Genomic DNA, 21,954 nt, shown 5'->3' with positions numbered 1-21,954 from the left:
CATGTCCCGTCTCACTCGCTTTGCCCTCCGTACCGCCGTGCTGCCCCTGGTGCTGGCCAGCCAGATGGCGTCCAGCCAGGAGGCTGTGGGATTCATTTCCCCGGCTTCCTGGTACACCGCCTTCAACGCTATCGCCCAGGTGGCGTGCCATAACTGCTACGAAAAACAGTACGCCGGCACCTTCACCAGCGTGCTCGACAGCGTGCGCACCCTGGAGCTGGACTTCTGGGACCAACGCGATGCGGTCACCGGAGGTTCGCCCCGCCACTGGTTCGTGCGGCACAACCCCGGCAGCCTGTTCCAGTCCGGCAATGACAACAATTGCACCGGCGACGGCAACGGCACCAACGATCTTGAGGCTTGCCTCAACGACATCAAGCTCTGGAGCGACAGCCATCCCGGGCACTTCCCGATTACCCTGATCCTCGACAAGAAGCAGGGCTGGTCGAAGGAAAGCTCCGGGCGTACGCCGAAAGACTTCGATGACCTGGTCAGCCGGATTTTCCAGGGCAAGCTCTACACCCCGGGCGACCTGGCCCAGCACCTGGGTGTCAGCAGCAGTGCCTTGCAGGGCTCGCTCAAGGGCAAGTCCTGGCCGACCGCCAGCCAGCTGCAGGGCAAGGTGCTGTTGGTGCTCAACCACTCGGAGAACCAGAAGCTCTCGCAATACGCCGAGGCCCGCACCACCAGCGCCAAGGTGTTCATTTCCCCGGTCACCAACGGCCAGAACGATGTCAGTGGCGAGGTCAGCGGCATGTCGAGGACATCGTCCGGCTACGTGGCCATGAACAACATGGGCAAGGGCGACAAGCAGTGGGCCGCGCAAGCCTTTGCCTACAGCCACATCGGTCGGGTGTGGGGCGATGACGGCGTGTCGTTCACCCAGCACATCGCCGAGAAGGTCAATCTGTCGGCGTATTACAAGTTCGCCGAGGCCAAGGACGGCAACGGCTATCGTATCCGGCCGTTCTGAGGTTTCAGCGGGGCTCGGCCGGTTCGGTGAGCCCTGGGTCCACTCGCTTGCCGATATCCCGCAGGCGTGCCAGTTGATCGACCATGGTCGGCGCTTCATCCAGGCTGCTGACAAAGGTCCACAGGTAGGTCATCACCGCGTACACATGGCCGGCCTTGACCCCCTCGGTCAGCGCTAGCTGGCTGATGGCGATCACGAACAGCAGCGCGGCCGCCGAGCCAAGCAGCAGATAGGCCGCGGCCTCGCGGTCCGACAACCAGATCCGCAGCCGCGACAGTAGCCGGTAGTGCCGTTGCAGGGAGGTGGCGCCGACCTTGGCCACCAGGCCGATTTCCTTTTCCAGCCGGTCGTTGAGGCGCTCATGCAGCTCCTGATTGCGTCGGGCGAAGCGCGGCAGCAGGGTGACGCACAGCAGCAAGGCCACCAGGCAGGCCAGGCCGACCCAGGGTTCGATCACCAGCAGCATCACCGCCGCACCGACAATCGAGACCAGCGCGGTGGCGATGGTCGGTACGTGCTTCTCGAAGAAATCGACGAACTCCCGGGCCAGCACCACCCGCGCCGCGGCGGTGGAGGTGCTCTGGTTCTGCAGGCGCTGGTTGAGGATCACCGGCACCGCGAGGTCGGCGTAGATCCGCGTGAAGGTGCGGGTATCCACCGCCCGCCGCGCGGCCCCGACCACCCAGAACGCCAGCACCACCAGGGCATAGACCAACGCGCTGCCGGCGTCGCCGCGAATGATCGAGTCCACGGCGAACCCGGCAAACAATGGGTAGGCCAGCAGCAACGCGTTCTCCAGCGCCACCAGCGACAAGGTGCAGAACAGCTTGCCGGGGTAGGCGCGGGCGATGGCTTTCAGGGTCTGGCTGGCGGATTGCTGGCCGATTTTCTTGCTTTCATCGATCAGGATTTGTGGGGTAACGGCTGGCATGAGTGCACCGGAGGGAAGATAAGCGCTATTATTGAGCGACTGCTCAATAGTATTTGAGCGATCGCTCAAAACGCAAGCGCCGTCCATCTACCGGCGCCCAGAGGTAATGCCCGCATGTCCCGTACCGACCGCAAAGACCAGATCATCGCCGCTGCCCTGGAGCTGTTCCACAGCAAGGGTTTCGCCGATGTTTCCACCCGCGACCTGGCGGACCACGCCGGCTTGTCCCGCAGCCACATCTATCACTACTTCAGCGACTGGAAGGAGCTGCGCCGCGAAGCCTTCCTGAGCTTTGCCAACGAGCAGCTTGACGAAGTGCGCGGCTCCCTGGGCGATGCGCCGCCGCTACAGGCCCTGCAGGAGTTCCTGCGTTATTGCCTGCCGGACTCTGCCGACGACGGCTGGGCGCTATGGCTGGATGCCTGGGATGAAGCCATGCATGACAGTGCCATGGCCGAGACCTACCTGGCGGTGAACATGCAGTGGCAGGCCTTGCTCGGCGGCATCATCGAGGCCGGGGTGCAGGCGCAGGTGTTCCATTGCGCGTCGTCCGCTCGCGCGGCCCGGCAGATCTTCGCCCAGACCATGGGGTATGGCGACGACCTGCTGCTGCAACCTTCGGCCGAGGCCGCCGCAGTGGCACTGGATGAGGTGCTGGAAGTGGCGGGGCTATTGCTGAAGATTCGCTGAGTCCCTGAGTGGCGTTGTCCCGGCGTTGGTACGGAAATTAAGTTGCTGAAACGATTCATCAGCGCTATAAAAATCCCACAACTCCAATAAAGGCACACGCCCATGACTCCGCTCCGACTGCTGGTCGCTCTTTGCGCGTTCACCGCTGCTTCCCACGCCATGGCCTGGGACTATGTCCTGCTCGATACCGACAAGGCCGCCCAGGATTTCCATATCACCAGCCAACAGCTGGGAGTAAAAACCGCCAAGCCTTTTTCCGTGACCCTGCGCACCCTGCATGGCGGGCGGCAGGAGGGGGTGAGCATCGTCGATATCGACAACGGTGCGATGAAGCTCTCGGTGGTGCCGACCCGTGGCATGAACGTTCTGCAGGCTTCCGTCGGCAAGGTGCGCATGGGCTGGGACTCGCCGGTCAAGGAAGTGGTCAACCCGGCGTTCATCGAGCTTAACGGTCGCGGCGGCCTGGGCTGGCTGGAAGGTTTCAACGAACTGGTGACCCGCTGCGGCTATGAGTGGGTCGGGCATCCGGGGATGGATAACGGCGAGCTGCTGACCCTGCACGGTCGCGCGGCGAACATCCCGGCGAACAAGGTCACCCTGCATATCGACGAGAAGCCGCCGTACGCCATCAGTCTGCGCGGCGAGCTCAAGGAACAGGCGTTCAAGAAGGTCGATTTCTCGGTGGCCACCGAGCTGGTGACCGAGCCGGGCAGCGTCAGTTTCGCCCTCAACGACACCCTGACCAACAACGGCGACTATCCGAAGGAATACCAGGCGCTGTATCACAGCAACTTCAGCACGCCGTTCCTCGAAGAGGGGGCGAAGTTCGCCGCTGCGGTGAAGCAGGTGTCGCCGTTCAATGACAAGGCCAAAGGCGACCTTGCCGATTGGCAGACCTACCGCGGCCCGACCCGGGATTACGACGAGACCGTCTACAACGTGGTGCCGTACGCCGATGCCCAGGGCGACACCCTGACGGTGCTGCACAACAAGGCCGGCAGCCTCGGTGTGGCGGTGGGCTTCAATACCCGGCAGTTGCCGGTGTTCTCCCTGTGGAAAAACACCGATACCCAGGGCCAGGGCTACGTGACCGGCCTGGAGCCGGGCACCAGTTTCTCCTACAACCGTCGCTACCAGCGCCCGCTGGGCCTGGTGCCGACCATCGAGGCCGGGCAGAGCAAGCAATTCCAGATCCGCTACAGCCTGCTGGCCGACAAGGCGGCTGTGGATAAGTCCCTGGCCGAGATCAGCCAGATCCAGAACGGTCGGCAGACCGAAGTACGGCCGACGCCACTGGTGGACCTGAGCAAGGAGTGATTCTTCTCAACTCGCGGCCGGCCGGTATTGCAGCGCTTCGGCCAGGTGCTCGCGGCAGATCTGCTCGGCCTGCTCGAGGTCCGCCAGGGTACGGGCGACCTTGAGCAGGCGGTGGGCGGCGCGCAGGGACAGGGTCAGGCGTTCGCAGGCGGTTTCCAGCCAGCGCTCGTCGGTTGTGGATAACTGGCAATGCCGGCGCAGGCCCGGCAGGTCGAGAAAAGCATTGGCGCAACCCTGGCGCCGTTGTTGCCGCTCCCTGGCGCGGGCCACCAGGGCCGCGGCTTGCGTGGTGTTGTCCCCAGCCTGGGGCTTGGGGTTGAGGGCGGTACTTTCCCGGGCCACGGTCAGGTGCAGGTCGATGCGGTCGAGCAACGGCCCGGAGAGCTTGTTGCGATAACGCTGGATCTGCTCCGGGGTGCAGCGGCAACGGCCACTGGGCTCGCCAAGGTATCCACAGGGGCAGGGATTCATCGCCGCCACCAGCTGGAAACGCGCCGGAAAATGCACCCGGTCGCGAGCCCGGGCGATGACGATCTGCCCGGACTCCAGCGGCTCGCGCAGCACCTCCAATACCTTGCGATCGAATTCCGGCAACTCATCGAGAAACAGCACACCGTGGTGGGCCAGGGTGATTTCCCCGGGTTGTGGTTTTGAGCCTCCGCCCACCAGGGCTGGCCCTGACGCAGAGTGGTGCGGCTGGCGAAACGGTCGCTGTGGCCAATGGCTCAGCGGAGTGTGGCTGGTGACCGACTGGATGGCGGCCACTTCCAGGGCTTCCTGCTCCTCCAGCGGCGGCAACAGGCCGGGCAGGCGGCTGGCCAGCAAGGTCTTGCCGGTGCCCGGCGGACCACTGAACAGCAGGTTGTGCGCACCAGCTGCGGCCACCAGCAGCGCGCGTTTGGCGGCCAGCTGGCCCTGTACTTCATTCAGGTCGGGGTAGGGCCGGTTCTGGTAGAGCAGGCCGTCCGAAACATAGGGTTCGATCGGTGTATGGCCGTTGAAATGCGCAACGGCTTCCAGCAAGTGCTCGACCGCGATCACCTTCAGTCCCGACGCCAGGCAGGCTTCCTCGGCATTCGCGCGCGGCACCATCAGCGTGCGTCCGGCCTGGCGCGCGGCCAGGGCTGCCGGCAGCACGCCGCGCACCGGTCGAACCGCGCCGGAAAGCGCCAGCTCGCCCAGGCACTCGACATTCTCCAGGGCCAGGGTCGGCACCTGCACGCTGGCGGCGAGAATGCCCAGGGCAATGGCCAAATCGAAGCGCCCGCCGTCCTTGGGCAGGTCGGCCGGGGCGAGGTTGAGGGTGATGCGCCGGGCCGGAAAATCGAAGCCGGCATTGAGAATGGCGCTGCGCACCCGGTCCTTGCTTTCCTTGACCGCCGCTTCGGGCAGGCCCACCAGGGTCAGGGCCGGCAGGCCGTTGGCCAGATGGACTTCGACCGACACGGCCGGCGCTTGCACGCCGGTCTGGGCACGGCTGTGGACAATGGCCAGAGACATGGCTCGTTCCTTGAGGCTGGGAAACCGCGTCCTGCGGTTGTGCAAGCCTAGCCCCGGCCGGAGCATCGCCGCGCCGGAAAATCGGCTCAGGATGTTGCGGCGGGCGGCTCAGCTGCGCCAGTCATGGGACCAGCCCGGTTGGGCGATGCGCTGTTCGTACAGGGCGATGTCCGACTGATTGTCGACTTCCACCCAACCGCCGCGAATGGCTACGGTGGCGATGGCGGTGCCGGCCTGGAGCAGGGCGCGCAGCAGGCTGGTCATGTCCAGTTTGTCGATCTGCTGCTCGCTCATGCCGGCCAGCAGTGCCCGGACCTGGCTCCAGCCCGCGGGGGTGAATTTCAGCAGGCCCATGTACTGGCCTTCGATTTCCTCGTGGCTGGCGACCTTTTCACCGATACCCATCAGTTGGCCGGCCTGTTGGCGGAAGCTTTCGGCATCGCTGAGGGGGTCGTCGAAGCGCGTCGACCACAGATCCCACCAGTCGAGGTCGTAGGTAATGCTCAGGGGCGCCTGGGAGGCCATCAGGTCACGGACGATGTCCGGGCGATAGACGATGTCGCCATAGCACACCAGGGTCGGTTCGCTGGACAGCAGGGCGTCGGCGCGTATCAGGCTGCGCACCATGTTGCTGCTGGCCCAATGCGGGTTGTACAGCCGGCTCTGGCCGTAGCCTTCAAGGGCTTCGCTGCAATACCCGCTGACCAGATGCACCTCGTCGATCCCGGCGTTTTCCAGGGCTTGCAGCTGCCATTCGAGCAGCGGCTTGCCAGCCAGGCGGGCCAGGGGCTTGGGTTGCGCGGCGGTCAGGTGTTTCAGGCGGGAGCCGCGGCCGGCGGCGAGAATTACGGCTTTCATGTCAGGTCACTCAAAGAGCCATTGGCACAGTTGTCGATCGGCTTCGTCCAGCGCTGCTTCGCGCTCGGGATGCCACATGATGCCGGCCACCTTGAGGTGGGTATGCACCAGGGCCTCGCAGGTCCCGGCAGCGTCCACGGCCCAGGGGCGCAGGGTGGTGGGCAGCGGGTCGAGCAACTGTTTGCCGTGGAAGGAATTGACCGAGCGCGAAGCGGCCTGGCCCTGTAGCCAGGGCAGCTCGGCGGCGGCCAGCACGGTGATGAGGTGGCGTTGCGCGACGTGCACGTCGCGATCGGCATCGGCCAGCCGGCCGCCGAAAAAGCTGTGGATCAGTTGCAACCCGCGGCAGACCCCCAGCACCGGCAGCCGCTCGGCCACGCAGTGGGCCAGCAGCGCCTGTTCGCTCTGATCGCGTAACGGGTCGCTGCCGAGATCGTCACCGCCGCTGAAGATCACGCCTTGCACGCCCTGGGCCCGGGCATAGGCCACGGTGTCTTCGCCCAGGTTGGGCAGCAGCAGCCATTGGTGGCCGCAGCCGAGCTCGGCGAAAAAGCGGTACCAGTCCCTGGCCAGGCCATCGCGCGGTTCGTGGTAGGCCTGCGGGTTGCAGGTTCTCAGGGTGATGCCGAGACGTTTCATGGCTGCACCGGGTTCAGGGTCTTGTCGCGACAATTGAGGGCGATGCGCGGGCTGCGCAGGATCCGGTTGAACAACTGTTCGCCACAACCGATGGCCGCCGGAATGCCGAACTCGGCGCAGCGGATGGCCATGTGCGAGTTGGCCCCGCCGTACTGGGTGACCAGCCCGGCGATGCCACGGGTGAAGACCCAGTCGTAGCCGGGGTCGGCATTTTCGATGCAGACGATCTTGCCCTTGAGCGGCGCCGAGGCCGGGGTGTCCTGGCGCAGCTCCATGCCGATGGCTTCGACGTTCTGCCGGGTGATGAAGTTGGGCAGGCTGCGATGCAGCGGCGCGACGAACACATCGTCGACCGCGCTGATCAGGTGCCCGAGCTTCAGCGAGATGCCCTGTTCATAGCTGCGCCGCGCCTGGCTGGCCGACTCCAGCAAGACCCGGTCGGTGTCGTCCATCAGTGGCGCGGTGAGGCTGTCGAGCAGCGGGTGGATATCGAGAAAGGACAGGTCTTCCCTGGCCAGGCCGACGTCGGCGCCCCAGCTCACCAGCAATTGCAGGGCATCGGACAGGTCCCGGGTGAACACCAGCTTGGCGTATTCCCGGGCCTGGATGGCCTGGCTGGCGTAGTCCAGCAGGTGTTCGGTCGACAGCGGCCAGCCCTGCTCGTCGATCAGCCGTTGCAGGGCCTGGTGTTCTTCAGGTTGCAGCTGGAATGCCGCTTGCGGGCTCTCGCTGTGACCCAGCTCGACGGTCGCGGCAGCGAACAGGTCGTGGCGCTCGTCGTAGCGCAGTGAGGTGATGTCGTAGGTGCCGGGGCGCAGATGACCGAACTTGGCGACGAACGCCGGCAGGGTACGGGCGTCGGCGCAGACCTGGGCGTATTCGCGCGTCAATTCGGTGGTGACGGTGTGGATCGACTGCTTCCAGGCCAGCAGGCGCTCGTTGCTCAGGGCGCCTCGGCGGCAGGCCGAACGCAGCAGGGCCTCGGCGATGAACGCGTGCCGGGCGAGCATGGCGAATGGCAGCGTGCCTTGCTCGCGACAGTCCAGCAGCAGGCGGTGGATGTTGTCGAGGTCGGCCGGCAGGACGTCGAGGCGCCGGCTTTGCTGCTGGCGCTCGTGGGCGCGTACCCGATCGAGCAAGGGCGGCAGCGCGCCGGCTCCCTCACCGCTCAGTGCCCGCAGCGTCAGTTGGTCGAGGGCCGTGCGATAGGCCCGTTGTTCGACGGCGCTGAGGCTGTCGCCATAACGCTGGGCGAAGTCGGCGTCGAAGGTGAAGTCCAGGCAAGTCTGGACGACTTCGAACTCGACCTTGTCGTGCCATTGCGGGTGGGACTGCAGGCGCTGCAGCCAGGCGTTGACCAGCTTTGTACACAACCCCGGTTCCAGGCCCGCCGGCAGGAATGAGTTGAAGCTGCAGCGCACGTCGATATACGGGTGATGGCCGAGCATCACCATCAGGGCCTGGTGTCGCGGGTGGTGGTAACCCATCAGGGCGCGGGCTTCGCGCCAGGTCGAATCCGTCACCAGGCGCCGATACAGTGAGGCCGCCAGCGGGCGCGGGGTGGTGCCGATGATTTCCGCGGGGTTCCAGTCGGGCATCACCCCCAGCAGGGTGCTGTCGCCATACAGACCGGCCTGGGGCGCCAGGCGTTTGCCCAGGAAGCGCTGGATGTGCTCCAGCTGGCGCGCCACCCGTCGCTCAGTGACCGGGTGCCAAGTGTTACACAGGGTGATGCGCCGCACCTGCAACACATACACCTGCTGGTGGCGGTCGACGGCGAACTCGATGTCCAGCGGCACGTTACCGCAGAGCGTTTCCAGCTCCCGGCAGGCATCGATCACCGCCTGCAGGCGTGGGGAGCGCAGCTGGGCGCTCTCGGTGTCGCGGTAGACCAGCACGGTTTTCTGGATACCCTGGCCGCCGGTGATGGTATCGGTCAGGCCGCTCTCGTCGTCGTAGTTCACCACGTAATAAGGGGCGCCATGCTCCAGGTCGTGGGTCATCACCACGCCGCTCATCTGGATCGAGGTCAGCATCGGCTGGATCAGGATCTGGTTGTCCTCGCAACGGTGTTCGGCAAAGGACGCGATCACCTGTTCGATGGCCGCGTTTAGGGCCCGTGGATCCGTGGCGCTGACGTTCAGGCAACTGGTGAACAGGCCGGCCATGGAACTGTTGACGCTGTCTTCGTTCTGCGCGCTGCTGCGCACGATCACGAAAAAGCCGTCAGGCTCCAGTCGGGCAATGTTCTGCAGCACTTCAGCCGGATCGTCCAGCCACTGCCGGGCGGTGAAAAAGTACAGCGGCAGGATCTGCGAACGGGTGACCCGCGGCTGCAGGCGCTCCAGGGTTTCGGACTTGGTCCCGAAACGAACGATATTTTCGGCGACCGGGTTCATGGCGCGTCCTTGTGCTTGTCCACCGCCAGCAGGGCCAGGTGTTTGAGCAACGGGTGAATGATGAAGTAAGGCGGCTTTTCGGCTTCGGCCGGCAGGGGTCGCAGGGCTCGGGCGCCTTCGCGTCGCCAGTGGCCGAGGACTTCCACCAGCAGGTCGGCGCGGATCGCATTGTCATACAGGTAGTCGACATCCATGCCTGGCGGGGGCAGGGGATAGGCCTTGCGCGCCAGCACCGGGCCGGTGTCGATCTGCTCGTCGAGCAGCAGGGCGCTGGCGGCGCATTCACGCTGCTCGATGATCTGGTAGTACAGGGTGGTACTGCCGCGATAGTCCGGCAGCCAGCCGGAGTGGATATGCAGCACCGGGTAGCGACTCAGCAGGGCCGCCGGCACCAGTTGCCCGCCGTAGCCGGAGTAGACGACCAGGTCCGGCGCCTGGCGGGTGATGAGCGTGAGCAGTTGCGGATCGTCGAGAGCCTGGGCCGGGGACACCTCGTGGGGCCAGTCCAGGGCCGCCAGGCAGGTGTCGAGGTCCTGGCTCAGGTCCGGGCAGAACAGCCCGGCGAGTGGCTGTACCTGCAACTCGCGGGTGGTTTGCAATGTGCCGCCGCCCTGGCCGTAGACAATCACCGCTTCAGGTTCGATACCGGCTGCCGCCAAGCCTTGCAGGTAGGCGACCGAGCGCGCGGTGCGGGCGCAGAGGATCAGCAGGCGAGCGCGGCTCATAGGTCGGCCTCCCGGGCGACTGTGGCCAGCACCTGTTGTTCCTGGGTCAGCAGCCAGGCCAGGTAGGCGCCCTGGTTCGGTTCGAGGCGCCCCTGCTGCGATATCAGGGTATCCGTCAGCTTGAGCAGGCCGCTGAGGTAATAGGCCGCGCCACTCGCCTGCCAGCCGTACAGCATGCACTCGGCCAGCAGCAGGTAAGGCTGTACGGACCCATAGCTGCCATGGGGCAGCGGACGGTGCGGAGCCGCGGCTTCATAGCCGGTATACAGGCGTTTGCTCACTTCGAATTTCTTCAACAGGCGCGGCAGCCAGTAGCTCGCCAGTGGGCCGGAGACGCCAGCGCCCGCGCGCATTTCCAGGCACAGGTGGCTCAGCAGCGCCGTGCTGTCCCCGGCGTGCGCCAGGCCTTGCGGATGCAGCGCAGGCAAGGCCGGTGCCGGCAGGTGGGCGCATGCGCTCAGGCGCGAGGTGCGCCAGGCGTCGACGAAGGCTTCACCCTGGAAGCTGCTGTAGCGGTAGGTCTGCGGGGTTTCCAGCAGGTCCCCGTCGCTGTAGGCGTAGTTCAGCATGATGGTGGATACCCACAAAGCTGGCGAATGCGTTCCACATAGCCCGGGATGTCGTCGGGCTCGTGACGGTTATGCAGCACCAGGTCCGGGCGTTGCGGCGGCGGATACTCGATATCCACGCCCACCACGTTGCTCTGTTCGCCCCTCAGGGCGGACTGGTAAAGCCCCTTGTTGTCACGGCTGATCAGGGTGCTCAGCGGCACATCGACGAACACTTCACGGTAGCTGGAGAAACGCTGGCGGTTGTCGTCGCTGATGTCCTGGAACATCGACAGGATGCAGCAGACCACATCGATGCCCTGGCTATCGAGCCAGCCGCACAGGGCCTGGATCCGCTCGGCGTTGACCCGGCGTCCGGCGATGCTATAGGCGTCTGCCCGCTGGTCATGGCGGAACAGCGCGCGAATCTCGTCGCCGTCGACGAACACGGTCTGTGGCCGTTGCGCTTTCAGGCTGGCATACAGGGCCCGGCCAATCGTGGTTTTGCCCGCGCCCGACATGCCGACCAGCCAGATCACCATGCTTTCACCCCTGCTTGAGTATGTTTTCGATGTTGCGCAGCGCCAGTACCGCCAGCTCCGCCGAGAAACCATAGCTGGGGGCGAAATAATGGCGACGCAGGCGCTGACGGACCGCGGCCTGCCGTTGCCAGAGGTTCTCGTCCCCCAGCAGGTCGGGCAGTTGCCAGCGCGCCTCGGGGTCGAGGTTGACGATGTCGTTGCGCAGCAGCACATCGGGCGATTCCTCGCCGGTCAGTGCGTCCTGCTCGGCGTCCGGGACGTTCAACAGCAGCAGGTTCTTGTCCAGGTACAGGGCGCCGAACGCGGTTCCGCCGTAGTCCGAAACCACATAGTCGGCGCAACGGAACAGGCTGAGGTTGTCGTAGACGCGGGTAATCACCGCGGTGAACGGGTATTGCTCGAGCAGTTTCAGCGCTTCGGGATCGGCCTCGACCGACAGCGGGTGGGTCTTCACGATGACGTTGTAGCGATCGCACAACCCGGCCATGGCGTCGGCGAAGCGGCTGATCGACGACAGCTCCATCCAGGTCGGCAGCCACAGCACGGTCTTTTTCGTCGGGTCCAGGCCCAGGTCCGCCGGATGCTGGCCTTGCAGCGAGGTTTCGCGGAAGTAGGCGTCGTAGCGCGGGTAGCCCATCTGGAAGGTCACGGCGTCGCAGCATTCGCGCAGGCGCTCGGCCTGCCAGGGGCCGAAGCACAGGATCAGGTCGTAATGCCGGTTCCAGCTGGAGAAGTTGTGTTTGTACTTGCCCAGGGCGTACATGAAGCGCACCTGCCGATGGCCCAGCGCCTTGATCATCGGCTGCGAGCCGTGGTCGTACATGCTGTGGTTGGAGACCACCACGTCATAGCGGTGATTGGCTTTGATCACATCCAGGCTGCCGTGACAGCTGTAGCCCAGGCCGCCAATCAGTTCGCGGCTTTGCGCGCGCTCTTCATGGGTGCCGTGCAGGACCACATCGAAAGCATCGGCCCCCAACAGGCTCCAGACCGCCTGATAGTGATTGAGCATCTCGGCGGTATGAACGAAGAAGGCCAAGCGGCTGAAGGGTTTTGGCGCGGTCATAGGGCTACCTGGTGCACAACAAAGAATAAGTCGAGGCAAGCGTTGGCGTTGCTTGGCGGTGTCGTGGGGCATGGCTCGCCCCGAGGGTAGCCAGGATCGCAAACGCTGGACATGTTATCGGCGAAGCAGGCGGGAAATGAACGGGCAGGGCGGAAAATCTTTGCTGGCGGGGTCCGGCTCGACCGGCGGCAGGCACTGCATGGTCGAGCCTATGCGCAGGGGCGCGGTCGAGGTGGTTATTGCTCGCTCGGGTTGAGCTTGGCTTCCAGCTCGGCGACCTTCGCCTCCAGGCTTTCCAGGCGGGCCCGGGTGCGGGCCAGGACGACCATCTGGCTGTCGAATTCTTCCCGGCTGACCAGGTCCAGTTTGCTGAAGCCGCTTTGCAGCAGGGCCTTGAACTGGCTTTCGATTTCGGCGCGGGGCAGTGGGGTATCGCCGCTGAACAGGCGGGCGGCATGGCCGCTCAGGGCATCGAGGAGGTCTTTGGGCGCGAGCATGGGAAGTGTCCTGAAAACAATGGCGGGCAGTGTATCACGCACTGTCTATAGTCAATCGGCAGGTGGGGATGCACGCTTTTCGCGCATCGCGCCGGGCAGTGGCGCACTGTTGTTGTGCGTATCCGTGGCGATGATGGCGAAGTGGTTTCTGTCGTGGCGGCCAAGGGACTGAAATCAGTGGGTTTTCGCGAGATGGCAAGGTTTCTGCTTAGTCCCCGATGACCCATGCACTGATGCAGTCGCTGTGACGAATGCAGTGCGGCAGGCGGAGCGGGGAAGTGTTTCGTCAGGAGCGGTTAGCTGGCGTCGGTCTGGTCGAGGAAGGCCGACGATGCGTTACAAAGCCAGGCACTGCGCTTAGACTTGAGTCGGGTTTGTTTTCCTGGGGCAAGTCCACCAATTCGGGAGAAAGTTTCATGAAGCTAGTCACTGCCATCATCAAGCCGTTCAAGTTGGACGACGTGCGCGAGTCGCTGTCCGAGATCGGCGTGCAGGGCATTACCGTTACTGAGGTCAAAGGCTTCGGCCGGCAGAAGGGGCACACCGAGCTGTATCGCGGCGCGGAGTACGTAGTCGACTTCCTGCCCAAGGTGAAGATCGACGTCGCCATCGATGACAAGGATCTTGATCGGGTCATCGAGGCGATAACCAAGGCCGCCAACACCGGCAAGATCGGTGACGGCAAGATCTTCGTGGTCAATCTGGAACAGGCTATTCGCATCCGTACCGGCGAAACCGATACCGACGCCATCTAAGCCGCCCCAAACCCAACGCCCCAGGAGAAAACAATATGACTCTGCGTAAAATCGCAGGGCTAGGAGCCCTGTTGTCCCTCGTAATGCCTGGCCTGGCCATGGCGGCGGACGAAGTGGCAGCCCCAGTCCTCAACTCCGGCGACACCGCCTGGATGCTGACCTCGACCGCCCTGGTGCTGTTCATGACCATTCCCGGCCTGGCGCTGTTCTACGGCGGCATGGTGCGTTCGAAAAACATTCTTTCCGTGATGATGCAGTGCTTCGCCATTACCGGTCTGATCAGCATCCTGTGGGTCATTTATGGCTACAGCATTGCGTTCGACACCTCCGGCATGGAGCAGGGCGTCGTCAACTTCAACTCCTTCGTCGGCGGCCTGGGCAAGGCCTTCCTGGCCGGCGTCACCCCGGCGAGCCTGACCGGCCCGGCGGCGCTGTTCCCCGAGGCGGTGTTCATCACCTTCCAGATGACCTTCGCCATCATCACCCCGGCGCTGATCGTCGGTGCCTTCGCCGAGCGGATGAAGTTCTCCGCCATGCTGATCTTCATGGCCATCTGGTTCACCCTGGTCTACGCGCCGATCGCGCACATGGTCTGGTCCGGCAACGGCGGCCTGATGTGGGACTGGGGCGTGCTGGACTTCGCCGGCGGCACCGTGGTGCATATCAACGCCGGTATCGCCGGCCTGGTGGCCTGCCTGGTGCTGGGCAAGCGTAAAGGCTTCCCGACCACCCCGATGGCGCCGCACAACCTGGGTTACACCCTGATGGGCGCGGCCATGCTGTGGATCGGCTGGTTCGGCTTCAACGCCGGTTCCGCCGCCGCCGCCAACGGCACCGCCGGCATGGCGATGCTGGTAACCCAGATTGCCACCGCCGCTGCGGCGCTGGGCTGGATGTTCGCCGAATGGCTGACCCACGGTAAGCCAAGCGCTCTGGGCATCGCCTCGGGTGTGGTTGCCGGCCTGGTGGCGATCACGCCTGCCGCTGGCACCGTAGGCCCGATGGGCGCCCTGGTGATTGGCCTGGCAGCGGGCGTGGTGTGCTTCTTCTGCGCCACCACCCTGAAACGCAAGCTGGGCTACGACGACTCCCTGGACGCCTTCGGCGTGCACGGTATCGGCGGTATCCTCGGCGCGATCCTCACCGGCGTGTTCGCCGCGCCATCGCTGGGCGGCTTCGGCACCGTGACCGACATCGCCGCGCAAGTGTGGATCCAGTGCAAAGGCGTGGGCTTCACGGTGATCTACACCGCGATCGTGACCTTCATCATCCTCAAGGTGCTGGATGTGGTCATCGGGCTGCGTGTCACCGAGGAAGAAGAGTCGGTCGGCCTCGACCTGGCGCAACACAACGAGCGCGGTTACAACCTGTAATCCCGCCAGAAAAAATGCCCGGCTTGCCGGGCATTTTTTTGTCTGCGTTTTGTCATTGAGAGACGGCTGAAAGGTTTTTTCCAGAGCTTGTCAGCCAGTTTGATGACTGCTTTTTTTTCGGGTCAATGACTTACAGCATTGGAGGAATATTCGGCACTTTGTTTTTTCCCAGAGCGCGCTAGAATGCGCGCCGAATGTGCGGAGAACTGTATGTGGCAACAGACTCTGATTACCCTGCGGGCAAGGCCCCGGGGCTTTCATCTGGTAACGGACGAGTTGCTCGCCGGCCTGCCTGAACTGAAGGCATGTCGGGTCGGTCTGTTGCATTTGTGGCTGCAGCATACCTCGGCCTCGTTGACCATCAACGAGAATGCCGACCCTGCGGTTCGTCGTGACTTCGAGCGTTTCTTCAACTCCCTGGTGCCTCAAGGCATGGCCGGGTATGAACATGACGACGAAGGGCCCGATGATCTGCCGGCGCACTTCAAGGCCAGTTTGCTAGGCTGTCAATTGAGCTTGCCGGTATCGGCGGGTCGCTTGGCGTTAGGCAGCTGGCAAGGCGTTTATCTGGGCGAGCATCGCGATCATGGCGGTGCCCGCAAAGTCCTTGCCACCTTGCACGGTGATAAGGCATAAGCCGCTGGTTATCAGTGGATGTTGATTTTTTTCCAGCAGCCTTCGACAGTCGGCTCAGCTGGGCTATAACTAATCTGCTTTTCGCAAGTCATGAGGTAGAACATGAGCGACGATGATCTGGAAAACGACGACCTCGAAGTAGGCGACGAAGACGAAACCGAAGAAGGTCTTGAAGCGGCCGCCGACGATGTGGCGGAAGACGATGGCAGTGATGTTCCTGCCCCGACCGCCAAAGGCAAGGCCAAGGCTGCCGTCTCGGTAGACGAGCTGCCGAGTGTCGAAGCCAAGAACAAAGAGCGTGATGCACTGGCGCGCGCCATGGAGGAGTTCCTGGCCCGTGGCGGTAAAGTGCAGGAAGTCGAGGCCAATGTGGTTGCCGATCCGCCCAAGAAGCCTGATAACAAGTACGGTAGCCGGCCTATCTGAGCGCCTGCCACTTGCTTGCTGAAAAAGCCCGCCGTCGCTGCGGGCTTTTTCATGGGCGCTTGTTGGCGAGAGTGCGGTGTTGCAGTGATTGCGACAGCGTCCGATCAGGCACCGTTGTGCCAGCGCGCCAGCAGTTTCGGCAGCTCGGTCAGGCTGCGGATTTCCGCATCCGGCAACCGATCCGCCTCCCAGGCCTTGCCGGCCGGGTTGAACCAGATGGCCCGCAAGCCGGCTTGCTGGGCCCCGGCGATGTCGTCGCCCGGGTGGTCGCCGATGTGCACGGCGGTGTCCGGTGTCGCCTCGCCCCGTTGCAGAGCTTCGTGAAACAACCGTGAATCGGGCTTGGCGATGCCGATGTCTTCGGCGCACAGGGCGAACTTGAAGTAATCCGCCAGCCCCAGGCGGCGCACGTCGGCGTTGCCATTGGTGACCACGCCCAGCGCGAAGTGGTTGGCCAGCGCTTCCAGGGTCGGCTGCACCTCGGGAAAGATATCCAGCTGGTGCCGCGCATGCAGGAACACTTCAAAACTCTGGTCGGCCAGGGCATTGGCCTGGCCCTGGTCGTAGCCGGCTTCCTCCAGTGCATGAAACAGCACCCGTCGGCGCAGCGCGCTGATGCGGTACTTGAGCCCGGGCTCGTGGTTCAGCACCCGCTCACGGATGGTCCAGAGATGCTCCACCGGTACGCCGCCCAGTTGCGGAGCGTGGTCGGTCAGCCACTGGCGCAGCACGGCTTCGGCGCTGACGATCACGGGCGCGGTATCCCACAGCGTGTCGTCGAGGTCGAAGGTGATCAGCTTGATCGTCATTACTCACCGCCTTTGTTGCGTTTGGCCCGTGGGTGGGCGCTGTCGTAGACCGCTGCCAGGTGCTGGAAGTCCAGATGGGTATAGATCTGGGTGGTCTTGATATCCGAGTGCCCCAGCAGTTCCTGTACCGCGCGCAGGTCCTGGGAGGATTCCAGCATGTGGCTGGCGAAGGAGTGTCGCAGCATATGCGGATGCAGGTTCTGTCCCAGCTCGCGCTCGCCGGCGGCCTTGACCCGCAGCTGGATCGCCCGGGGGCCCAGGCGCCGGCCCTGCTGGCTGACGAACACCGCGTCGTCCGGCGGATTGCTCAGCGCCCGCAGCGGTAGCCACAGCTGCAGCGCCTCGCGGGCCTTCTTGCCAATCGGCAGGACCCGGGTCTTGCTGCCTTTGCCGTGCACCTGCACCAGGCCATCGGCCAGGTCCAGTTGTTCGAGGTCGAGGCTGGTCAGCTCCGACAGGCGCAGCCCGGAGGAATAGAACAGCTCGAGAATCGCCTGGTCGCGGTGCGCGAGGAAATCATCCTCCACCGCGCCATCGAGCAATTGCAGCGCGCGATCGGTGTCCAGGGTCTTGGGCAGGCGGCGCTCGCCCTTGGGCGGCGCCAGGCCGTTGGCCGGGTCGTGATTGCACAGGCCTTCGCGGTTCAGGTAGTGATACAGGCCGCGCACGGCGGAGAGCAGGCGCGCCAGGCTGCGAGAGGATTGGCCCTGCTGGTGCAGGCGCGCAATCATGCTGCGCAGGCCCTGGATGTCCAGGTCGGACCAGCTGCAAACCTGCTGCTTGGCGCAGAAGGCCAGCACTTTTTCCAGATCGCGGCGGTAGGCTTGCAGCGTATGGGGCGACACTTGGCGCTCACTGCGCAGGTGCTCGCAGTAGGCGTCCAGTTGTCGTTCCATGGTCAGCGAACCGAGCGTAGCGAGTGAGTGAAGCGCGGCAGCACGCGGCCCATGACTTCGGCGATATAGCTGAGGAACAGCGTCCCCACCGAGCTTTTGTAGTGCTGCGGGTCGCGGCTGGCGATGGCCAGCACGCCGTGAATGCCCTGATGGGCGATGGCGACCACGGCGCTCGAGCCGATCTGCTGGCGCTGTTCTTCGCCGAACAGGAAGTCCAGCTCATGCTCGCGCAGGCTGCCGCTGATGCTCTTGCCTTCGGTCAGCAAGCCACCGATGGCGGTCTGGGCCTCGGCCGCGGTGACCCAGCGGCCCACTGGCATGGCACTGTCGCTGAACAGGATCAAGCCCACGAAAGGCACCTGGAAGTCCTGGCGCAAGCTGTCTTCGACGCTCATCACCACGTCTTCCAGGCTGTTGGCATCCATCAGCGCGAGAATCAGGCGTCGGGTCTTCTCGAAGAGCCGGTCGTTGTCCCGGGCCACGTCCATCAACTGCGAAAGCCGGTGGCGCATCTCGATGTTGCGCTCGCGCAGGATCTTCATCTGCCGCTCCACCAGCGAGATGGTGTCACCGCGCTGATGGGGAATGCGCAACGCCGGGAGCAGTTCTTCATGCTCGACGAAGAAGTCCGGATGCGCCTCCAGGTACGCGGCGATCGCCGCCGCCTCGAGGTTTTCGGCAGGAGATTCGTCGGGCTGTTCGGCTGGAACCTGAGGCTGATCAGTCATGGTTTTCGCTCATTCAAAGACGCACCTGTCCTTCGTATACGCGCACTGCCGGGCCGGTCATCTTCACCGGTTGGCCAGGGCCTGCCCATTCGATGGACAGGCGCCCGCCCGGCAGGTCGATCAATAGCGGCGAATCCATCCACCCCTGGCTGATCGCGGCCACTGCGGCGGCGCAGGCGCCGGTACCGCAGGCCTGGGTTTCCCCGGCGCCACGTTCCCAGACCCGCAGCTGCGCGCGCTGACGGTCGATGACCTGGATGAAGCCGACATTGACCCGGGCCGGGAAGCGCGGGTGATGTTCGATCTTCGGTCCCAGCTCATGCACCGGCGCGCTGTTGATGTCGTTGACCCGCAGCACCGCATGGGGGTTGCCCATGGACACCGCGGCCAATTCGACGGTCTGGCCATCGACTTCGACCTGGTAACTCAGGGCCTGGGCCGGTGCCACGAACGGAATCTGCTCGGGCACCAGGCGCGGCGCGCCCATGTCGACGCTGATCTGACCGTCGTTGCGCACATCCAGTTCGATGATGCCGCTTTTGGTCTCGACACGGATCTGGCGCTTGGTGGTCAGGCGCTTGTCCAGCACGAAACGGGCGAAACAGCGCGCACCGTTGCCGCATTGCTCCACTTCGGAGCCGTCGGAATTGAAGATCCGGTAGCGGAAATCCACATCCGGGTTGCTCGGCGCCTCGACGATCAGCAACTGGTCGAAACCGACTCCGGTGTTGCGATCGCCCCATTGCTTGGCATGTTTGGGCAGGATGTGCGCGTGCTGGCTGACCAGGTCGAGGACCATGAAGTCATTGCCCAGGCCGTGCATCTTGGTAAAACGCAGCAGCATGGTTTTACTCCGGCAGCAGGCTTTCGCCAGCAAACAACTCGGCTACCGTCTCGCGGCGACGCACTTCAACAGCCTGTTCACCATCGACCAGCACTTCAGCAGCGCGACCGCGGGTGTTGTAGTTGGAGCTCATGACGAAACCGTAGGCACCGGCCGAATGCACGGCCAGCAGGTCGCCCTCTTCCAGGGCCAGCTGACGTTCCTTGGCCAGGAAGTCGCCGGTTTCGCAGATCGGGCCGACGATGTCGTAGGTACGTGCCTGGCCATCGCGCGGGCGTACGGCGCTGACGTCCATCCAGGCCTGGTACAGGGCCGGGCGGATCAGGTCGTTCATGGCAGCGTCGACGATGGCGAAGTCCTTGTGTTCGGTGTGCTTGAGGTACTCGACCCGGGTCAGCAGTACCCCGGCGTTGGCGACGATGAAACGGCCGGGTTCGAAGACCAGTTCCAGGTCGCGGCCGTCGAGGCGTTCGCGCACGGCCTTGACGTAGTCGGCGGCCAGCGGTGGCTCTTCATCGCGATAACGCACGCCCAGGCCGCCACCGAGGTCGATGTGGCGCAGGTAGATGCCGCACTCGCCCAGGCGGTCGACCAGGTCCAGCAGGCGGTCGAGGGCATCGATGAAGGGGGCCAGGGTGGTCAGTTGCGAGCCGATATGGCAATCGACGCCGACCACTTCCAGGTTCGGCAGCTGTGCCGCGCGGATGTACACGTCTTCGGCATCGGCGATGGCGATACCGAACTTGTTTTCCTTCAGGCCGGTGGAAATGTACGGGTGGGTGCCAGCATCGACATCCGGGTTGACCCGCAGCGAAACCGGCGCGCGAACCTTGAGTTCGGCGGCGACCTGTTGCAGGCGTTCCAGCTCGTCGCTGGACTCGACGTTGAAGCAGTGCACACCGACTTCCAGGGCGCGACGCATGTCGTCACGGGTCTTGCCGACACCGGAGAAGACAATCTTGTCGGCCGCGCCGCCAGCGGCCAGGACGCGTTCCAGCTCGCCCCGGGAGACGATGTCGAAACCGGCGCCCAGACGCGCCAGGACATTCAGTACACCCAGGTTGGAGTTGGCCTTTACCGCGAAGCAGACCAGGTGCGGCATGCCGGCGAGGGCATCGGCGTACGCGCGGTACTGCGCTTCGATATGCGCTCGGGAATAGACGTAGGTCGGCGTGCCAAAGCGCTCGGCAATGGCGGACAACGCTACACCTTCCGCGAACAGCTGCCCGTCGCGGTAGTTAAAAGCGTCCATGGGGTTCCCTTAGTTGGTGTCGTGCTTGTGCGACTGCGAGTGACCTTGGTCTTCAGGGGATTTGCTGTCATCGGGAAGATACAGCGGGCCTTTTTGACCGCAGGCAGTGACAAGGCAGGCAACCGCGACGAGCGCAGCAAGGGAAGAGATCAGGCGCTTCATGGCGAAATCCTTGAGAATGCGTTAATTGCGCCCGAGTATACCGGCCACCCGACGGCTTGCCTATGCGCTGGAACACCCGTCCGGCGGGCCTTTGCCCCGGGCCCGGGCGCTGGGCGCGGCGGTTGCGGGGATATTTTCTCTGCCGCCCGCGCCCTTGATCGGTATCCTTTGCATTCGCCCGGATGCGCCCGTATCTTGCGGCGCTTGAGCGTGAGTAGACACTTTTCGAGGTTCCCGCAATGAGTTTGACTGAAGCCCGTTTCCACGACCTGGTCGATGCCACCCAGCAGACGCTGGAGGACATTTTCGAGGAGAGTGACCTGGATATCGATCTGGAGAGCTCCGCCGGTGTGCTCACCGTCAAGTTCGAAAACGGCAGCCAGGTGATCTTCAGCCGCCAGGAGCCGCTGCGTCAGCTGTGGCTGGCCGCGCGCTCCGGTGGTTTCCACTTCGACTACGACGAAGAAAGCGAGCGCTGGATGTGCGACAAGAGCGAAGAGCAGCTGGGCGAAATGCTCGAGCGCATCGTCCTCGAGCAGGCCGATATCAAGCTTGAGTTCGAAGGGCTCTGAGACCGTGACGCCAGCCGCCCCGGCGCGCCCGTCCAAGCCGCTGTACAGCAATGTCAGCCCGGCCGTGGCCTCGCCCTGCATCAGCCTGTGCCGGCTGGATGAGGAAAAAGTCTGCAAGGGCTGTTTCCGGCATGTGGAAGACATTCGCGAATGGCGCTCGGCGGACGATGAGCGACGGCGAGTCATCTGTCGCCAGGCGCTGGAGCGCAAGCGGGCTGCGGCGCCTGGTATGGGCTAGCCCGGGCACAAAAGCCCGGCGGCTTGTTTATTTGTGCTGCTGTGGTAGTGTCCGGTTACGCCTCGCCACATCGAGGCCAGTGAAAACCCCGTCTTATCTGGACGGGGTTTTGCTTTTTTGTGCCGAAAAAAGGAGTCTGCCTGGATCATGAGCACCGCACCTTCCATCATTCTCACCCGCCTCGACGTGCAGCGTCTGGAGCGCCTGATCGACAGCCTGGACGACACGCTGCCTGGCGTCATTGCGTTGCAGACCGAGCTGGATCGCGCCGAAACCCTGGTGGGCCACGATGAAGTCCCGCCTGGTGTCGTGACCATGAATTCGCGTGTGCATTGTCGCGAAGAGGGCAGCGGCAAGGACTATCACCTGACCCTGGTGTATCCGCAGGACGCCAACGCCGACGAGGGCCGGATCTCTATCCTGGCGCCGGTGGGCAGCGCCTTGCTCGGTTTGCAGGTCGGGCAGTACATCGACTGGCCGGCGCCCGGCGGCAAGACCCTGAAGCTGACCCTGCTGGAAGTGGAATACCAACCCGAAGCGGCTGGCGACTTTCACCTCTGAAGGGCGCCGCTGACCGG

26 protein-coding genes are annotated in these 21,954 nt (G+C 64.1%); 10 read left to right on the top strand and 16 right to left on the bottom strand.

The window, feature by feature from the left end:
* Position 1 precedes the first annotated feature (1 nt).
* Positions 2–973: a Ca2+-dependent phosphoinositide-specific phospholipase C gene (locus AC3RCP_RS30960; RefSeq protein ID WP_085532854.1), complete on the top strand. Its 972-nt coding sequence runs from the start codon at positions 2–4 to the stop codon at positions 971–973.
* Positions 974–977: 4 nt separating this feature from the next.
* Here AC3RCP_RS30960 and AC3RCP_RS30955 read toward each other — a convergent pair whose 3' ends face one another.
* Positions 978–1,904 carry an ABC transporter six-transmembrane domain-containing protein gene (locus tag AC3RCP_RS30955; RefSeq protein WP_492570581.1) on the bottom strand — a complete coding sequence of 309 codons (927 nt, stop codon included), beginning with the start codon at positions 1,902–1,904 and terminating at the stop codon, positions 978–980.
* A gap of 114 nt (positions 1,905–2,018) precedes the next feature.
* On the opposite strand from AC3RCP_RS30955, the gene AC3RCP_RS30950 reads away from it, so the two are divergent.
* Together AC3RCP_RS30950 and AC3RCP_RS30945 are read left to right on the top strand one after the other, a co-directional pair.
* The gene (locus AC3RCP_RS30950; RefSeq protein ID WP_492570582.1) at positions 2,019–2,594 is read left to right on the top strand and encodes a TetR/AcrR family transcriptional regulator; all 576 of its coding nucleotides are present in this window, start codon (positions 2,019–2,021) and stop codon (positions 2,592–2,594) included.
* A gap of 102 nt (positions 2,595–2,696) precedes the next feature.
* Positions 2,697–3,911, top strand: a complete 1,215-nt coding sequence (locus AC3RCP_RS30945; protein WP_492570583.1) for an aldose 1-epimerase family protein — start codon at positions 2,697–2,699, stop codon at positions 3,909–3,911.
* A 6-nt stretch (positions 3,912–3,917) separates the two neighbouring features.
* Here AC3RCP_RS30945 and AC3RCP_RS30940 read toward each other — a convergent pair whose 3' ends face one another.
* The 9 genes from AC3RCP_RS30940 to AC3RCP_RS30900 all read right to left on the bottom strand — a co-directional run bounded on the left by AC3RCP_RS30940 (position 3,918) and on the right by AC3RCP_RS30900 (position 12,685).
* On the bottom strand, positions 3,918–5,411 hold the full coding sequence (locus tag AC3RCP_RS30940; protein ID WP_492570584.1) for a YifB family Mg chelatase-like AAA ATPase: 1,494 nt from the start codon (positions 5,409–5,411) through the stop codon (positions 3,918–3,920).
* Positions 5,412–5,519: 108 nt separating this feature from the next.
* Positions 5,520–6,269: a phosphocholine cytidylyltransferase family protein gene (locus tag AC3RCP_RS30935; RefSeq protein ID WP_492570585.1), complete on the bottom strand. Its 750-nt coding sequence runs from the start codon at positions 6,267–6,269 to the stop codon at positions 5,520–5,522.
* A 6-nt stretch (positions 6,270–6,275) separates the two neighbouring features.
* Positions 6,276–6,908 carry a gamma-glutamyl-gamma-aminobutyrate hydrolase family protein gene (locus AC3RCP_RS30930; protein ID WP_492570586.1) on the bottom strand — a complete coding sequence of 211 codons (633 nt, stop codon included), beginning with the start codon at positions 6,906–6,908 and terminating at the stop codon, positions 6,276–6,278.
* Positions 6,905–9,307, bottom strand: a complete 2,403-nt coding sequence (locus AC3RCP_RS30925) for a PEP/pyruvate-binding domain-containing protein (protein WP_492570587.1) — start codon at positions 9,305–9,307, stop codon at positions 6,905–6,907. Before AC3RCP_RS30925 ends, AC3RCP_RS30930 begins: the two co-directional genes overlap by 4 nt.
* Positions 9,304–10,032: a formyltransferase family protein gene (locus tag AC3RCP_RS30920; protein ID WP_492570588.1), complete on the bottom strand. Its 729-nt coding sequence runs from the start codon at positions 10,030–10,032 to the stop codon at positions 9,304–9,306. Before AC3RCP_RS30920 ends, AC3RCP_RS30925 begins: the two co-directional genes overlap by 4 nt.
* The gene (locus tag AC3RCP_RS30915) at positions 10,029–10,601 is read right to left on the bottom strand and encodes a hypothetical protein (protein WP_492570589.1); all 573 of its coding nucleotides are present in this window, start codon (positions 10,599–10,601) and stop codon (positions 10,029–10,031) included. Before AC3RCP_RS30915 ends, AC3RCP_RS30920 begins: the two co-directional genes overlap by 4 nt.
* Positions 10,595–11,122 (bottom strand): adenylyl-sulfate kinase, encoded by a 528-nt coding sequence (locus AC3RCP_RS30910; RefSeq protein WP_492570590.1) that lies wholly within the window; start codon positions 11,120–11,122, stop codon positions 10,595–10,597. Before AC3RCP_RS30910 ends, AC3RCP_RS30915 begins: the two co-directional genes overlap by 7 nt.
* 4 nt (positions 11,123–11,126) lie before the next feature.
* Positions 11,127–12,188: a CDP-glycerol glycerophosphotransferase family protein gene (locus tag AC3RCP_RS30905; RefSeq protein ID WP_007926647.1), complete on the bottom strand. Its 1,062-nt coding sequence runs from the start codon at positions 12,186–12,188 to the stop codon at positions 11,127–11,129.
* A 236-nt stretch (positions 12,189–12,424) separates the two neighbouring features.
* Positions 12,425–12,685, bottom strand: coding sequence for an accessory factor UbiK family protein (locus tag AC3RCP_RS30900; RefSeq protein WP_007926648.1), 261 nt, complete (start codon positions 12,683–12,685; stop codon positions 12,425–12,427).
* Between the two features lie 416 nt (positions 12,686–13,101).
* On the opposite strand from AC3RCP_RS30900, the gene glnK reads away from it, so the two are divergent.
* From glnK to sutA, 4 genes are all read left to right on the top strand, one after another.
* Positions 13,102–13,440, top strand: a complete 339-nt coding sequence (gene glnK / locus AC3RCP_RS30895) for a P-II family nitrogen regulator (protein WP_002555808.1) — start codon at positions 13,102–13,104, stop codon at positions 13,438–13,440.
* Between the two features lie 35 nt (positions 13,441–13,475).
* On the top strand, positions 13,476–14,813 hold the full coding sequence (locus tag AC3RCP_RS30890) for an ammonium transporter (RefSeq protein ID WP_492570591.1): 1,338 nt from the start codon (positions 13,476–13,478) through the stop codon (positions 14,811–14,813).
* 210 nt (positions 14,814–15,023) lie between these two features.
* Complete coding sequence (locus AC3RCP_RS30885; protein ID WP_007926650.1) at positions 15,024–15,449, top strand: secondary thiamine-phosphate synthase enzyme YjbQ; 426 nt, start codon at positions 15,024–15,026, stop codon at positions 15,447–15,449.
* 102 nt (positions 15,450–15,551) lie between these two features.
* Entirely contained in the window at positions 15,552–15,875 is a 324-nt protein-coding gene (gene sutA / locus AC3RCP_RS30880) for a dormancy-specific transcriptional regulator SutA (protein WP_007926654.1), read from the top strand.
* 104 nt (positions 15,876–15,979) lie between these two features.
* Here the strand turns inward: sutA and AC3RCP_RS30875 are convergent, their stop codons facing one another.
* The 6 genes from AC3RCP_RS30875 to lptM are packed head-to-tail and all read right to left on the bottom strand — an operon-like array spanning position 15,980 to position 20,566.
* Entirely contained in the window at positions 15,980–16,684 is a 705-nt protein-coding gene (locus tag AC3RCP_RS30875; RefSeq protein ID WP_007926656.1) for an HAD family hydrolase, read from the bottom strand.
* Positions 16,684–17,580 carry a tyrosine recombinase XerC gene (gene xerC, locus AC3RCP_RS30870; RefSeq protein ID WP_007926657.1) on the bottom strand — a complete coding sequence of 299 codons (897 nt, stop codon included), beginning with the start codon at positions 17,578–17,580 and terminating at the stop codon, positions 16,684–16,686. The genes AC3RCP_RS30875 and xerC overlap by 1 nt, the downstream gene beginning before the upstream one ends.
* 2 nt (positions 17,581–17,582) lie before the next feature.
* Positions 17,583–18,308 carry a DUF484 family protein gene (locus AC3RCP_RS30865; protein ID WP_007926658.1) on the bottom strand — a complete coding sequence of 242 codons (726 nt, stop codon included), beginning with the start codon at positions 18,306–18,308 and terminating at the stop codon, positions 17,583–17,585.
* 13 nt (positions 18,309–18,321) lie between these two features.
* Positions 18,322–19,152 carry a diaminopimelate epimerase gene (dapF, locus tag AC3RCP_RS30860; RefSeq protein ID WP_007926659.1) on the bottom strand — a complete coding sequence of 277 codons (831 nt, stop codon included), beginning with the start codon at positions 19,150–19,152 and terminating at the stop codon, positions 18,322–18,324.
* A 4-nt stretch (positions 19,153–19,156) separates the two neighbouring features.
* On the bottom strand, positions 19,157–20,404 hold the full coding sequence (gene lysA / locus AC3RCP_RS30855) for a diaminopimelate decarboxylase (RefSeq protein WP_007926666.1): 1,248 nt from the start codon (positions 20,402–20,404) through the stop codon (positions 19,157–19,159).
* A gap of 9 nt (positions 20,405–20,413) precedes the next feature.
* Positions 20,414–20,566 (bottom strand): LPS translocon maturation chaperone LptM, encoded by a 153-nt coding sequence (gene lptM / locus AC3RCP_RS30850; RefSeq protein WP_007926668.1) that lies wholly within the window; start codon positions 20,564–20,566, stop codon positions 20,414–20,416.
* Between the two features lie 239 nt (positions 20,567–20,805).
* On the opposite strand from lptM, the gene cyaY reads away from it, so the two are divergent.
* From cyaY to rnk, 3 genes are all read left to right on the top strand, one after another.
* Positions 20,806–21,138 (top strand): iron donor protein CyaY, encoded by a 333-nt coding sequence (cyaY, locus tag AC3RCP_RS30845; RefSeq protein WP_007926670.1) that lies wholly within the window; start codon positions 20,806–20,808, stop codon positions 21,136–21,138.
* A 4-nt stretch (positions 21,139–21,142) separates the two neighbouring features.
* Positions 21,143–21,376, top strand: coding sequence for a DUF1289 domain-containing protein (locus AC3RCP_RS30840; RefSeq protein ID WP_101336255.1), 234 nt, complete (start codon positions 21,143–21,145; stop codon positions 21,374–21,376).
* 147 nt (positions 21,377–21,523) lie between these two features.
* Entirely contained in the window at positions 21,524–21,937 is a 414-nt protein-coding gene (rnk, locus tag AC3RCP_RS30835; RefSeq protein WP_007926672.1) for a nucleoside diphosphate kinase regulator, read from the top strand.
* Positions 21,938–21,954 lie beyond the last annotated feature (17 nt).

The organism is Pseudomonas sp. GW822-FHT05A08, from assembly GCF_058800485.1.
Note: the sequence above shows the minus strand (reverse complement) of the source record. Positions and strands in the feature narration are given on the sequence as shown.